The organism is Brumimicrobium oceani (assembly GCF_003143775.1).
Classification (GTDB): Bacteria; Bacteroidota; Bacteroidia; order Flavobacteriales_D; family Crocinitomicaceae; genus Brumimicrobium; species Brumimicrobium oceani.
In genome coordinates this window covers 104,133-119,276 of record NZ_QFRJ01000007.1, presented here as the reverse complement: position 1 = coordinate 119,276, position 15,144 = coordinate 104,133, and the positions used below count along the sequence as shown (strand labels likewise).

Below are 15,144 nucleotides of genomic sequence, written 5' to 3'. Positions count from 1 at the left end.
TAAAAAAACATGCCTTTTAAGGCTAAAAAACAAGTTTAAAGACGTAAATTTGAGACTAACAAATCAAATTTTATGAGAATTACATCTATTTTAATCGTCTTCTTATCTGTATTCCATTTTTCATTCGCACAAGAATTAAAAATCAAATACAATATTATCATGGAGTCCAGTGATCCCGCAATGCAACCCCAATTGCAAATGTCGAAAGGATCTACTTTAACTGTATTTGCAAAAGGTGAACAGTCACGTGTGGAAATGAAAATGGGACAATTGATGACCACTACCACTATTTTGGATGTAAATAAGAAAAAAGGTCTGACTTTGATGGAAGGAATGTTGGGTAAACAAGCCGCTACTTTTGAAGGAGAGGACTTTGATACTTATCATGGAGAGGACAATGATGCTGAAATCGAATTCTTAGATGAAACCAAAACTATTCTTGGACATAAGTGTAAAAAAGCCATTGTTTACATCGATGAAGAGGGTGGTGAAATGGTATTTTGGTATACCGAAGATGTAAAAGCAAATTATGCATTTGTTGGCGATTATTCAAAATATGGACTTCCAGGTGTAGCATTGGAATATGGTGTGGAACAAGAATCCATTTCTATGAAATTTGTAGCTACTGAATTAAACACAAATTTTAAAGCGGATAAAAACCTATTCGATTTAAATATTCCAGCGGGTTACACAGAAAAATCATTTAAGGAAATGATTAACATGTCAGGACAATAATTATCAACTTTTGAGCACATAACTCAAACAAATAGTACAATGAAAATAAAAGCAATTTTAAGTATCGCAGTATTCATGTTTTCGATGACTGCAATTTCACAAGTCAATAAAGGGAAAATTTCCTACGATGTCTACCTATCTTCCGACGACCCAGCTGTTGCAGCCTATGCTGACCAAATGGAAGGAAGCATGTTAGAACTCACATTCATGGATGGAAAAATACGCAGCGATATGTTTATAGGTCAAATGATGACAACCACTTCTATAAGCCACAAAGGCCAAGACACTACCTTGGTTTTGCTTGATGGAATGATGGGGAAAATCGCGATGAAAGTTACAGAAAACGACATGGACGAAGAGCAAAGATTAGCCTATGAAGACAGAGAAATAGAGCTAATTGATGAAACAAAAGAAATCATGGGATATACATGCAAGAAAGCAATCCTTACCGCAGGCGACGCCAATGAATCTGTAATCTGGTACACAGACGAAATCATGCCAAGTTATAGGGAAGGACAATATCTATATGAGGAGATTCCTGGAACACCATTGGAAATGTATTCTAAATGGGGAAAAATGGACATGAAAATTGTTGCTTACGAATTCAAAGAAAAATTGAAGAAAACCGAAGAGATTTTCAACAAAAATGTGCCAGATGGTTTTACAGTAAAAACGTCTGAAGAAATGAGAAAATTCGGTCGATAAACCCTTGTTAATTAAGCCATGCTAAAAATCCAAATTTCCGCGATTTTAGTGATTCTTCTGAGTTTAATGAGTTGTAAAAATATAGTAACGAGATACGATACATTTGTTCACAAAAGCTATGTACGTAAAGACTTCTCTAGCGAATCAATTGCGCTGGGCAATCACGAAGTTTTCTATTATGACAACAAAAGAAAAGACGCTCCTGTAGTGCTATTTGTGCATGGATTTGGTGGAGATGGAAAACTTTCTTGGATTGAACAAGCCAAAACCTTTAGCAAAGATTACCGTGTAATTATTCCAGATATATTATGGTTTGGAAGGAGCAAAAGTAAAGACGCTCCAGAGTTACAAACGCAAATCAATGCAATGGCTGCGCTAATTAAATCCTTAGAAATAGAACGATTGCATTTGGTAGGAATTTCCTACGGAGGATTTATCAGTTTAGGGCTTGCTCAAGAATTGAACGAAAAACTTGCGTCACTTACAATTGTAGATTCTCCAGGAGTTCACTTTTCAGATGAAGAACAAAAAGCTTTTATAGACAAAATAGGTGTAGATCACATCGCAGATGCCTTTATTCCTAAAAATAGTGAAGAAGTGGAAAGAATGTTCAGTTTTGCATTTCGAAAACCACCCAAACTTCCAAAATTCATTAGAACGCAAACGTTAGGTGTTTATTTAAGCCAGAATCCTGAAGAACAGCGAAGTTTATTGCTTAATTTACCCCAGAACCGCAAAGCATTCGAACATTTAAACATCAAAACACCTACTTTAATTCTTTGGGGCGAGGACGATGAAATATTTCTGGTGAAAGACGCCAAAGAATTACAAAAACAGTTGAATGCTGAGCTGATTGTGATTCCAAAAGCGGGCCATGGATTGCCCTCAGAAAAACCCAAAGCTTTTAATGAAGCGCTAAACAGTTTCATTCAAAGAATTGAGATGGAAAGCAATGCAATTAAAAAATAATTATTTTGGATTTATATCCTTTCAGACATTCCTATTTAAAACATAAAAAACAGTATGGCATCACAACAAATTGAACTCATTTTTGCAACTCAGAATAAAAACAAAGCACTCGAAATTCAAGGGCTCTTACCCTCAAATACCGTGGTAAAAACTTTACAAGACATCAACTGTGATGATGATATTCCTGAAGACCAACCAGATTTAGCGGGAAACGCATTACAGAAAGCAAGATATGTTTACGAGAAATTCAATGTGAATTGTTTTGCAGATGATACCGGTTTGGAGATCGATGCCTTGGACAATGAGCCTGGTGTTTTCAGTGCACGCTATGCAGGACCAGAAAAGGACAGTGAAAAAAACATGGACTTAGTTTTAAAAAAACTAGCAGACAACACCAACAGAAAAGCTCAGTTTAGAACAGCTATTGCTCTAATTTTAGATGGAAAAGAATACCTTTTTGAAGGAAAAGTGATCGGTGAAATAAGAAAACAACGCAGCGGAGCAAAAGGCTTTGGTTATGACCCTATTTTTGAACCAGAAAACTATGGAAAAACCTTTGCTGAAATGAGCCTTGAAGAAAAAAATGAGCGCAGTCACCGAAGTAGAGCCATTGCTGCTTTGGGGGAGTTTTTGAGTAAGAAGTAGGTTGTAGGCTGTAGGCTTTAGGCTTTAGGCTTTAGGCTTTAGGCTTTAGGCAAATAAGGATTTTCGAATTCAACAAAACTAAGAAATTAGTTTATTCTTTAGTCCTTTCTGAATAGCTTCCACTTTGTTGTGTACTTGCATTTTTTTGTAGACATTTTCAATATGTTTTCTCACAGTTGAAGAACTAATTACTAAGTTTTCTGCTATTTGATGATGGTTTAAACCTTTGGCTATTTGTCCCAAAACTTCTTGTTCTCTATTGGTAAGTTTTATCTCCTCCTCCTCTACTTTTGTGTTTGCTTGCAAAGGATTTCTCAGCAAGTTTAAGGCTTTTAAAGCAATAGAGGGATTCATAGATGCACCACCTTTCAACACTTCAACTAACCCCTTATGAAGAGTTTCCGGATCTGTGTCTTTTAACAAATATCCATTGGCTCCTGCCTTAATTGCATTGTAGACATTTTCGTCGTCATTAAAAACAGTGAGCATCACAATCTTGATTTGTGGATATTTAGCCCTTATGATTTGTGTCGCCTCAATTCCATCCATTTGTGGCATCTGAATATCCATTAGAATGATGTCTACATTAAGGTCCTCCGCCAACATCCCTATGAGTTCAGCACCATTTTCGGCAATATATTTCAACTTCAAATCTTCAAAAAGCTCAATTTTTTCGGTGATGGCTTTAGCCAAAAATATATTGTCTTCTGCAACGGCTACTCTAATCATATGCTTATTTTTTTGTAAAGATAAAGATTGTTTACTCCAACAGTAATTAGTCAAATTACGTATTTTTTGGGAACTCAATTATAACATGGGTTCCACTCCCCAATTCAGACCTTAATTCATAGCGGGCATTAATTTCCTTAGCCCTTGCTTGCATATTTCGCAAACCAAAACCTTTTCGAACCGCTAACTCATCGAATCCTATACCATCATCCACAACTGTAAAAACAATAGCATCCCTTTCCTCCTTCATGCTTATTTCCACCTGTTCTGGAGAAGCGTATTTAATGGCGTTATTTACAGATTCCTGTAGAATTCTAAACAGGTTGATTCCTTCGCTTGGTGAAAACTCAAAACCCTTATCTTCAACCGTGTTCTCAAAACTAAACTGTATATCTTTCGTGTTCTCTTTGGCAATTTCCAAAAAACTCAAAATACGAATATGCATATCTTCTATGGAAAGTTTATCCTTATTCATTGCCCAGATGGTATCGCGCAATTGTGAAATGGTTACCCTTGCAAATGAAGAAAGATCAGTGAGTTTAAACTTGAGTTTTTCCCCGTCCGAAATATATTTCATATTGTCCATGGAAGAAATCAGAAATGTTAACTGAGAACCAATATTGTCATGCAAATCTCTCGAAATACGCATTCTCTCCTCATAAATCTTGTTTTTGGTTTCTGTTTCCGCAATGAGGTCTTTCAGTTGATTTTCCTTTTGAAGATGAAGTTGCTTGGCTTTGAGCTGCCTGTAAATCAAAAGGGCGATAAATAAAAGTAAGGCTAGGGTAATCAAAACACCTATAAGGAGCGATGTTCTTCTGCGAACTTTGGTCTTTTCTTGAATCACGCTTGCTGATTTTATGGCCAATTCCTTCTCCTTTCTCTCTGTATCAAATTGAACTTCTAAAGCAGCAATGGCTTTATTACTTTGCTCATTAATGATTTTATCTTTTAAAGTCTGATTTAAATTTCTGTAGTGCAAAGCTTGTTTGTAGTCTCCAATTTTCTCATAACTAATCGCCAGTTGATCGCTATTTACTTGACATAAATAGGTGTAATTTATTTCCTCTCCAATCTTCATGGAGGCCAAATAATTTTCAATGGCTTTGTCATATTCTTGCTGCTCGAAGTAAACATCCGCCAAGAATCTATAGTTTTCGGCTATTCCGTTTCTGTCCTTTTTAATTGAACGAATTTTGAATGCCTTTTCATAATAATTTAAAGCCTTATCAAATTCTCCTTTAGCAAAGAAAGCCTGTCCTATATTGTTTAAACTATATGGAATTCCCAAACTGTCTTTATTGGCCAAAACAAGGTCATATCCTAAATAAAAATAGTACAGCGCGCTATCTAAATCATCATTGAATTGATGCAAAACCCCAATGTTGTTGTAAGCGGCAGACAAGGCTGTTTCATCTTGGGTTGGTTTTAATATTTTAATACCTTCCCGCATATATTCGAAAGCTGTGGGAAGATTTCTTCTTTTCATTTGGTAACCAATAGAAGCATAAGTTGAGCCCATCCGAACTTGATTCCCACTTTTCTCATAGGCTTCAATTGCTTTGGTCATGGCTAAAACTGAGGTATCGTACTCACCCAAATAATAATAGGCCAAGCCCATTTTCTCGTAAACTCTTCCTACCCGATCAGCATCATTTATCTCTTTGGCTATTGTCAATGCCAATTTATACTGCGCCACGCTTTCATGACCTTCACTATTCATTATTTCAAATGGAATGGCAACGATGGTATCAATTTTTTCTTTACTAGACAGCTTGGGCAAAATCCGATCTAGATTTTCGAAAAACCTTGTTTGCGCTATTGAAAACACACCCAACGAAAGAAATAAAAGAAGAGTAGCGTATTTTATCACGGCTTGTTTTTTAATGAATTACTATCAAAAATATGAATATTATTGATTTGTCCTCAAGAAATCAAATCATATTAAAGAACAGTTTAATGATTGGAATAGCAGCCTATTGCATTTTTATGCACCACCTTCTTGTTTGTATTTTAATAAATCCAATGTCATGGATTACATTTTGAAGATCAGATCAGTCCAACTAATGACTAAATTTAGAGCATTAATTTCTTTCGAATTTCGAAATTTACGTTCACTATTTGGGCAGAAAGCCTTACTTTTATTTCTTGTAGCTTTCTCAACTGAAAAAGTAATGTTGAAACTTTAATCTTATAACGAATTGTAACATGGCGAAGGTAAAAACAGCACATTTCTGTCAAAATTGTGGTCACGAATCAGCAAAATGGTTGGGCCGCTGTCCTTCTTGCAGTGAGTGGAATACTTTTGTTGAAGAGGTAATTAGCAAAGGCAAAAATGAGGTGACTGTTTTTTCAAAAAGCACAAAGAGAACATCCACACCAAAAGCAATTCATGAAATCGTCGACATTCCACAGCAGCGAATACAAATGGTTGATTTAGAATTGAACCGAGTCTTAGGTGGTGGTTTGGTTCCTGGTTCTTTGATTCTATTTGGTGGAGAACCGGGAATTGGAAAATCTACTTTAATGCTGCAAGTCGCGATGCAAGAAACAAAGCAGAAAATCCTCTATGTTTCTGGTGAAGAAAGCGAACAACAAATTAAAATGCGTGCCAGCAGAATTGGAGCGCTAAATGAAAATTGTTATTTACTCACCGAAACGCAGCTAGAGAGCGTATTTAAGCACGCTGAAGAGTTGCAACCCACGCTATTGGTCATCGACTCCATACAAACTATTCACACAGAAGTAATTGAAAGTTCGCCCGGCAGTATTTCTCAAATTCGTGAAAGTACCGCCCAGTTGTTGCACTTTGCGAAACAAACAGACACGCCAGTTTTCCTCATTGGTCACATTACAAAAGAAGGTTCATTGGCTGGTCCTAAGGTTTTGGAGCACATGGTAGACACTGTTTTGCAATTTGAAGGAGACAGAAATCACGTGTATAGATTATTGAGAAGCATCAAAAACAGGTTTGGTTCTACCAACGAATTAGGAATTTATGAAATGTTGGGCACAGGATTACGCCAAGTCGAAAATCCTTCTGAGATTCTAATTTCTAACAACAAAGATAAGCTTTCCGGAAGTGCAATTGCTGCAACACTTGAAGGGTTACGTCCAATGCTTATCGAAGTTCAAGCTTTGGTAAGCACGGCTGCGTATGGAACTCCGCAAAGAAGTGCTACAGGTTTTGACTTGCGAAGATTGAACATGCTTTTGGCGGTAATGGAAAAACGCTGTGGATTCAAACTCGGAGCAAAAGATGTCTTTCTCAATATCGCTGGCGGAATTAAAGTAAATGACCCCGCAATAGATTTGGCAGTGGTAGCTTCAATTCTTTCATCAAATGCAGATTTAGCCATTGAAAAAAACATTTGTCTTTCGGCTGAAGTTGGGTTATCAGGAGAAATTCGTCCTGTAAATCGAGTGGATCAACGCATCTCAGAAGCAGAGAAGTTAGGCTTTGATAAAATCATTATCTCCAGTGACAACAAAGGAATTAAGCAAGAAAATTTTAAAATTGAAATTGTTGGCTGTACGAGAATCGAGGAGGTTTTAAAGGAATTGTTTTCTTAGGTAGTGATTTGTTTCACTCTCCAAACCAACTAAAATAAGTACGCAGCAGAAAAAAACCGTCTTCATTTTCTTCTAAAGGATAAAAATCAAGATATAATCCATGGCCGCGGCCTGTTTTAACATCGAATTTATATTTGTGAACTGGACAAATTACACGTCCATCTACAATTGCACAGCCTTGCATTTTTTGACCTTGATGCGGACAGTTGTTAATAAAGGCATAGATTTCATCTTCTTTTCTTACAAATAGTACTTCACCGAAGGGAAAGTTTTTCGTGACTTCATTGTTCTCTGGGAAATTTTGTAAAAACTCCTCCTTGGAATCTGCTAAATGATATTTTTTGGTTTTATCTGAAAACATGATAGTGTGAAGTTACATAAAGTTTTGAGGAATCCAGACGCCAAATAAAAAAGAGCTACTCCAATTTTAGCTTTTTAATACAGTTTTATAACACATAATTGGATAGAAAATCGATTTATATTTCCCCAATTTATAGCTAAGATTACAAACTAAATATAACGCAAAAAGCAGTTCCCGATTAGTGATAAAACATGATTTTAAGCTTTTGGAAGACCACAAAAACAGAAAATCAAGCACAAAAGTAGACTCATCGCCATCACCTTAAGTAAATACGTGATACTCTTTTACTTATACTAGTCATCACTTCATATGGAATAGTTTTTAATCGATTTGAAAACGTTTTAATCGGAATATTTTCTCCAATTATTTCCACTTCATCACCCGCTTGACAATTCGTATTGCTCACATCTACCATGGTCATGTCCATGCATACATTTCCAACCACCGGACAGCTAATTCCATTAATAAAAACTTGCCCCACTCCATTGCTTAAACTGCGTCTAAACCCATCGGCATAACCTATGCGTAAGGTGGCAATTTCCATGGGTTTTTCTGCGGTGAAAGTTCTGCTATAGCCCACGGTTTCTCCTGCTTGTATAGTTTTGATTTGAGAAATCGTTGTTTTCCATCTTATTGAAGGTAAAAGTTCATCCTCTGCAGCTGTCGAAGTATAACCAAAAACGCCAATTCCTAAGCGCACCATGTCAAAACTGGCAAACTTTCCAAATTTACTTGCTCCTTCACTGTTTAGGATGTGATAGAGAATTTCATCGTCCTGCAATCCATTTTTAAATGTAGTTTTCATCGCTTTAAACTTCTCAATCTGTTCTAAGCTATAAGCAGGATCCGCATTGTCTGCGTCAGCAAGGTGAGAGTAAATAGATTTTACTTTCACTTCAGGGCGCAACTTTAGCTTTTCAATTAGTTCTGCAATGTCTTCGGGGTAAAAACCCAATCGATTCATGCCCGTCTCTACAGTAATGTGAATTGGAAAATCGCTAATATTGTCTTCTCTCAATCGATTACAAAAGGCCTCTAATTGCGCAATAGAAAATATCGAAGGCTCCAATTGAAATCGGATGACATCATCAAAAGCATCAATTTCTGTGTTCATTATTAAAATTGGCAACGAAATTCCATTTTCGCGCAATGTTGTTCCTTCATCTGTATATGCCACACCCAAATAGTCTATCCCTGTTTGCTGCAAAAAATGAGGAATATTGATGTCGCCGGTTCCATAAGAAGAAGCTTTCACCATAACAAGAAGTTTCGTTTTCTCTGGCAGTTTCTTTTGAAAGACAGAAATATTATGCTGTATTGACTTCAAGTCAAATTCTACCCAAGTTTCATGCTTTCGGTTTTTAAACATCAGAACGGTTTCTTTCAATCGTGAACGATAAGATCCTTTAAACAGAATACTGGAGTTTTTTACTGCCAATAATTCCGCTGGAACCTCATTGTTTTCGATAATGAACAATTGAGTAGGCGAGTAACTATTCACAACATTTAAAATGTCCTTTTTTCTGTTCTCCTCAACATAAGAGAGGTCAAGTACTACAATTTTATCTTTGCGTTCATCCGAAGAAAACTGATAGGAAAGTGCCTGTTCAAGTGCATCAACATCAATATTATAAGAATCATTAATAATCAAATTATCATCTTGACCCTCAAACACTTCCATTCTATTAGAGAGCACTGGTAATTGTTCCCCTTTTTTAAACAATATGGACTTCTCAACTCCCAAAAATTCAGCTACATGAAGCGCGATAACACGATTGTTGGAGTAAGACAACTGAGAAAAATCTAATTTTTTCCAAGCATCGTAATCTACAATATCTGAGTTGATTTTATTTTTGCGTAATTCATTTTTGTGTTCGCTTAAAACAAAAGTAATATTGGCATGCTTAAACAATTTTAAATGCTCTGCAGCATGAGCTTTTTGAGATTCAAAATTATCAGCATAAAAATGTCCAACCCCAGTATAAATGCCTAGAGTCGGCGAAACCATATCTTCTATGAACTCCATTTCGTTGGGGTGAGAAATATCCGCCTCTATAATCGCTAAATTGTGCTGGTCATTCATTTCAAGCAAAGAAATGGCTACACCAATTTGAGAATTAAAGCTTTTTGGACTGCGAACAATATTGAATTCATCTGACAGAAGAAAATAAAGCCATTCTTTAATGGTAGTTTTTCCCAAACTTCCTGTTATCGCCAAAACAGGATAAGAAAATTGATTTCTATGGTGCTTTGCAACAGCTTGCAATGCACGCAATGGATCTTCAACAGTAATAATTGTAGCGTCTGCGGGTAGATCAACCGTTTTGTTAACCACAAAAGTTCGAATGCCCTTTTCGTAGGCCTTGTTTATAAAATCATGTCCATTTCTACGCCCATTTAAAGCAAAGAAAACACCATTTCTGCTGGTATTGATTAATCGGGTGTCATAATAAATAATGTCAATCGGATACTCGGGAAAAGATGAGGATTCTCCTGAAATAATTGTGATCAACTCTTTGTGCGAAAGATTTAAATTCATTCTTCGAAGATATAAATAATTCTTTTTCTCAGCATTCAGATTTCAATTGTCCATCTGTGGATTGAAGGAAATAAAGCTGGCTCTATTTGTAATACTGTGGATAATCAATTTGTTCGTTGTTACACGAGAGGGAATTTTAATTGGTATTTCCTGTTAGTTCGTCCGTAAATTGACGGACGAAATATAAAAAAATGTGCATATCCGCTACCATATCAGTTATATATAATAGGTTTAACTATATGAAAATCATGTCTGTGAGGCTGAATTAACATTTAACGATAATCAAAAAGAGATCCCTCATTCGTTTAACTCCTTCGGAGTGAACGGTGTTATACATTATTGATTGGGGAAACTCTTTTGTTGATTAGAAAATCTTCAATAAGTCATATTCAACTAATCTCAAAGGTTTTAAGTTGAAATTAGTGGAAACTTTAAGTGGAATCAAATAAAAAAACCAAAGACTAGGTCCATCCTTATTAATTTGCCTTTCCTTTGGAACTTTACATAATAAAGTTTTAATGCTTATCCGATACTTTACCAGTAAATACATCTCACCCAACAATAATGTGATGCAGCGGTAAACTGATAAGATCCTTCGCAAATTTCTTTTTTCAACTGGTTGGAAAAAGAAATCCGCTTCAGGAGGTCATTAGGGTTAATGCTTAATTTTATTGTAACACGCTCTACATAAAGGCTCATATTCTTGCACCGCTCCTACTAAAACTTGTTCAGTCTCTTTGCTTTTACGATGAGAAAACTGTGCTAAATTTCCGCAAGACATACAAATGGCGTGTACTTTCGTTACATACTCCGCAGAAGCCATTAATAAAGGCATTGGCCCAAAAGGTTTTGCTTGGAAATCCATGTCCAAGCCGGCACAAATAACGCGAACTCCATTGGAGGCCAAATGATTCACTACATCAACTATTCCCTCGTCAAAAAACTGTGCTTCATCTATGGCAACAATGCGCTCTTTTTCCCATAGCTCGAGAATCTCTTTAGAAGAATCCACTTGAATGGCTTCAAAACTAGCACCATTGTGACTTACAACACATTCTTCGCTGTATCTTTTATCAATTCTAGGTTTGAACAATAAGAGGTCTTGTCCAGCAAAATTAATTCGTCTCAATCTACGAATCAACTCTTCTGTTTTACCGGAAAACATAGATCCACAGATCACTTCGATCCAACCTCTGTACTTACCATCTTCTGGGAATTGCTCTAAAAACATAGCTACTTTTGATTTTTTACAAAAATACAAAGTCAGCAAAGCTTTACTATTTTTTAGCAATGAATAAATAAAAAGTTATTCACTAAAACTATTCTCTCGGCTAGACAAAGTCGCTGGGAAATCGGAGCTCATTGAGGATTACTGCTGGTAAGGACAGTTCACCAAAGCAGCTTGATAAGCTTTAGAGAATTGTTCTTGTCCATCCGGCGAAGAATATTTATTACGTAATTCGCGCGAAACTTGGTCAGCTTCCTTTCTTAAGGCATTACTCCTATTCAGAGCGGTTCTATCTCCTTTGTCTACTTTTCTTAAAATGTTAATTGCTTTACAATGAAGGTCAACCAGTTTTTCTACCTCACGTTTTAAAGAGATATCAATAACAGTGCTTTTTCGCACCTGAGTGTCTTCATTAGTAGGGTTTTCATTCGAACAACTGTTAAATGAAAAAACAACAAGGACGGATAGCGAAATTATTAATAATAGATTTTTCATTCTTATTTCTTTTGATCAATTCTAAATCTTTGCAGCGGGCAACTCAATTTCATTGTGTTTCAGAGCTACAGTTTCTGTGCAAAAATAAGAAGTTGTGGAACGATAAACAATCTCACAAAATGGAATAGAGGCATTAAAATCAATATAATGACATAAATCATAATTGTGATCGGACTTTTTAAAGTCTGTTTCCGACCAACCACTATTTACCAACTTTCTTGAGTAAGCGTCTACAATTCCCAGCTTATCTTAGACTATGCATCCAAGTTATATTTCAAAAGATTTTAATCATCAGAAAAAACCCGCTTCCCGAATCAATTGTCCATTTCATAATTCTCCAGTCCATAGTTTTTCCCTTTATCCAAAGCCGGAATTCCAATTTCCAACCATTCTGGCGCAGGTTTTCCTTGTAGGAAATGATCGAAGAACTGACGCATTCGAATACTTAAATCCATGCGGTTTGCGTTTTTCATCAAGTTGTGCTCGTCACCATTGTAGTTTAACATCCATACAGGCTTGTCTAAACGTTTCATGCCGTTAAACATTTCAATTCCCTGATACCATGGAACAGCACCGTCATTGTCATTATGCATAATCAATAAGGGAGTTTCAATTTTTGGAATGCCAAACAGAGGTGAATTCTCTATGTATAACTCAGGTGCTTCCCAAATTGTTTTTCCAATTCGACTTTGTGTATGTTCATATTGGAAGGCACGACTAAAACCACTACCCCAACGAATTCCTCCGTAAGCTGAGAACATATTACTTACCGGAGCTCCCGCCATTGCTGCCGCGTACCTATTGGTCATAGTTATTAGTTGCGCTGTTTGGTAACCTCCCCAAGACTGTCCTTGAAGCCCCATACGTGTACTGTCAATATTTGGATACAGCTCCAGCACTTTATCAGTTCCACTCATAATACTGTTGTATGCACTTTTCCCCGGATAACCCGTCTCATAACGAATGTCTGGTATAAAAACTAAATAGCCCGCAGATGCATATTCAGTGGCGTAAATAATAGAGGCTGTGGGTTTAGGGATGTAATGTGCATTTTTTTGATCGCTGTACATTTCATAAAAATAAACCATTAAAGGGTAGGACTTTGTAGTGTCAAAATCTTCTGGCTTATATAGCAATCCTTTCAAAGTATCTCCAGTGTAAGATTTCCATTTCACCTGTTCAACTGTTGTCCAATTATATTCCGATTGTTGTGGGTTCGTTTCTGAAATCTTCTTCACCCCTTCAAATTTTGTATCTGTGAAATGTAGCTCAGGATATTCTTTTGTTGACATTTGACGGAAAATCAAGACATTACTTTCTTTTGCTTTTTCGATTGATATGATTTTATGATCTGTTTCGTACCATTTTACTAAGTGCGGACTCAATCTGTCGTCTACATAAGAATAAACAAACTCATCCATTGATTCTTGATCTACCCCGAGAATAAAAGAGTGGTCTAAATCCACAAATGTACTGTCGTATTCCAGGTCCCTCAATCGATACAACATATTTGTTGGGTTGCCTTCTTGTTTTGTTAAAGCGATTAATTCTGAGGTCACAAAATTATATTTCCAAATATCAAATTCAGAATATAAGAGAATTTCATCATTATTTAAGTAGCCAGGTGACCTCTCTGGATTTGCTTCAAATGGCATTCCATTGATATCACTTCGCCAATTAATAGAATCCTTGGCAAAACACGTCATGCATTTCTCGACTTTAGTTGCTATGTCGATAAAGTAGTAATTGTTCTCCTCGCTTTTAAAATAGGTAAAACGATTCCCCTTTGGATTAAATCCTGTTCCATAGTTTAAATTGGCTTTAATCAATTCTTTTTCACCCGTAATTATATTTACTCTGTAATAATCATCTGGCCAAGGGTATCTCCAATTATTGGCATAAGCATATTGCTCATTTGACATTCCCATGGCGTAATCGCTATTACCTTGGTCTAGCGGTCTAACAGATAAGGTATCGTTGGCTAGCTGTACTAATTTATTGGTGCCTAAATGAATTACAGATAAGAAGCTTTCCTGTTGGTCACGTTTTAACTCGTTCAATTGCTGAGGTTGTAGTCGCTTGTTTTTATAATGCCATATGTCAAGCACTGCTTTTTCACTATCCAGCAGAGTGTCTTTTTCCTCTTTTACTGGCATCCCTCTTAAGCTGAAAAACAGTTTAGACTCATCCAGAGAAAAATACATTCTACCTTTTGGAGCTGGAGTGTAAGCTTCTGGTAAATCGATACGGTCTTTTGAAATTAGGATTTCCGGCAAATCGTTTCCTATTGACCAATGATAAAGATCATAGGTGCGTAGAGTTTTCGAAGTATCCGTTGAAGCCATAAAGACCAATTCATTTCCTTTATCGCTAAATCCATAATTACCTATATCAGTAAATTCTGTAACGAGCTTTTTCCCGTCTTTGCTAGCAAGGTCATACAATTGCACAGTCGATAAAATTTCTCCAGACTTTTTCATTGCTTTAACAAAATACAAATGTGTGCCTTTCTTATTAAATTCAAAATCTGTTACATTTTCAAATTTCTCTTTTTCGCCAGTCTCGGTATCTAATAAGTACAAGGTATAACCTTCCTTATTGAGTGTAGTTTCTTTTATGCTCTTAAAAGTAGAAAATAAACCCAGTCTAGGTTTTGGAGCCTTCTTCTCCACATCTAAGGTATAAGCCAACACATTTCCCTCTTCGGCAATTGCATAATCATGCAATTTTGAAATTTTCACCAAACTATCTTGCTGCGTAAAATAAATACCTAATGTATCTCTCACCCACTTATCTTTTTCAACATCATTCAGTTTCATATATCTGATGGTGTCGTAGCCCGCGTGGATAGCAAATGCAATCACTTTTTCATTATGGCTGATGACAGCGTTTTTACCTTTCGCTATTTCAATATTGGTATTGTTCTTTGCATTATAAATATTGATTTTACCATCTCCACGGTGAGGATTTATCTCATAAGTCACGAGGTTTCCTTTAGCCGAAAGGTTTTGATTTCTTAAAGACTTCCACTCATTGTATACTGTATGGTCTATAATTTTTTTCTGTGCATTTACCGAATAGCTTATTATTAGACACAGAAGCAAAGTAACTGAAAAGCGTATAGTATTCATGAAATTTAAATTTTTGTTAAAACGAGAAGTTAAA

At 36.2% G+C, this 15,144-nt stretch carries 12 protein-coding genes; 5 read left to right on the top strand and 7 right to left on the bottom strand.

Annotation, left to right across the window (positions count from 1 at the left end; genetic code table 11):
* Nucleotides 1-72: 72 nt before the first annotated feature.
* The 4 genes from DIT68_RS10175 to rdgB are packed head-to-tail and all read left to right on the top strand — an operon-like array spanning nucleotide 73 to nucleotide 3,054.
* Entirely contained in the window at nucleotides 73-735 is a 663-nt protein-coding gene (locus DIT68_RS10175) for a hypothetical protein (RefSeq protein WP_109359697.1), read from the top strand.
* Nucleotides 736-774: 39 nt separating this feature from the next.
* The gene (locus tag DIT68_RS10170) at nucleotides 775-1,440 is read left to right on the top strand and encodes a hypothetical protein (RefSeq protein ID WP_109359696.1); all 666 of its coding nucleotides are present in this window, start codon (nucleotides 775-777) and stop codon (nucleotides 1,438-1,440) included.
* A gap of 18 nt (nucleotides 1,441-1,458) precedes the next feature.
* Nucleotides 1,459-2,409, top strand: coding sequence for an alpha/beta fold hydrolase (locus DIT68_RS10165; RefSeq protein WP_109359695.1), 951 nt, complete (start codon nucleotides 1,459-1,461; stop codon nucleotides 2,407-2,409).
* Nucleotides 2,410-2,463: 54 nt separating this feature from the next.
* Nucleotides 2,464-3,054, top strand: a complete 591-nt coding sequence (rdgB, locus tag DIT68_RS10160) for an RdgB/HAM1 family non-canonical purine NTP pyrophosphatase (protein ID WP_317133898.1) — start codon at nucleotides 2,464-2,466, stop codon at nucleotides 3,052-3,054.
* A 78-nt stretch (nucleotides 3,055-3,132) separates the two neighbouring features.
* Here rdgB and DIT68_RS10155 read toward each other — a convergent pair whose 3' ends face one another.
* Nucleotides 3,133-3,783 (bottom strand): response regulator, encoded by a 651-nt coding sequence (locus DIT68_RS10155; protein ID WP_109359694.1) that lies wholly within the window; start codon nucleotides 3,781-3,783, stop codon nucleotides 3,133-3,135.
* Between the two features lie 55 nt (nucleotides 3,784-3,838).
* On the bottom strand, nucleotides 3,839-5,656 hold the full coding sequence (locus tag DIT68_RS10150) for a tetratricopeptide repeat-containing sensor histidine kinase (protein ID WP_146194184.1): 1,818 nt from the start codon (nucleotides 5,654-5,656) through the stop codon (nucleotides 3,839-3,841).
* 335 nt (nucleotides 5,657-5,991) lie between these two features.
* On the opposite strand from DIT68_RS10150, the gene radA reads away from it, so the two are divergent.
* The gene (radA, locus tag DIT68_RS10145) at nucleotides 5,992-7,356 is read left to right on the top strand and encodes a DNA repair protein RadA (RefSeq protein ID WP_109359692.1); all 1,365 of its coding nucleotides are present in this window, start codon (nucleotides 5,992-5,994) and stop codon (nucleotides 7,354-7,356) included.
* Between the two features lie 13 nt (nucleotides 7,357-7,369).
* Here the strand turns inward: radA and DIT68_RS10140 are convergent, their stop codons facing one another.
* The 5 genes from DIT68_RS10140 to DIT68_RS10120 form a co-directional block, all read right to left on the bottom strand.
* Nucleotides 7,370-7,717 carry a Rieske (2Fe-2S) protein gene (locus tag DIT68_RS10140; protein ID WP_109359691.1) on the bottom strand — a complete coding sequence of 116 codons (348 nt, stop codon included), beginning with the start codon at nucleotides 7,715-7,717 and terminating at the stop codon, nucleotides 7,370-7,372.
* Nucleotides 7,718-7,973: 256 nt separating this feature from the next.
* Nucleotides 7,974-10,256, bottom strand: a complete 2,283-nt coding sequence (gene alr, locus DIT68_RS10135; protein ID WP_109359690.1) for an alanine racemase — start codon at nucleotides 10,254-10,256, stop codon at nucleotides 7,974-7,976.
* Nucleotides 10,257-10,911: 655 nt separating this feature from the next.
* Nucleotides 10,912-11,487, bottom strand: a complete 576-nt coding sequence (locus tag DIT68_RS10130) for a thymidine kinase (RefSeq protein WP_109359689.1) — start codon at nucleotides 11,485-11,487, stop codon at nucleotides 10,912-10,914.
* A 138-nt stretch (nucleotides 11,488-11,625) separates the two neighbouring features.
* Nucleotides 11,626-11,979 carry a hypothetical protein gene (locus DIT68_RS10125; RefSeq protein ID WP_109359688.1) on the bottom strand — a complete coding sequence of 118 codons (354 nt, stop codon included), beginning with the start codon at nucleotides 11,977-11,979 and terminating at the stop codon, nucleotides 11,626-11,628.
* A 314-nt stretch (nucleotides 11,980-12,293) separates the two neighbouring features.
* Nucleotides 12,294-15,110: an alpha/beta hydrolase family protein gene (locus tag DIT68_RS10120; RefSeq protein WP_158276160.1), complete on the bottom strand. Its 2,817-nt coding sequence runs from the start codon at nucleotides 15,108-15,110 to the stop codon at nucleotides 12,294-12,296.
* Between the last annotated feature and the right edge of the window lie 34 nt (nucleotides 15,111-15,144).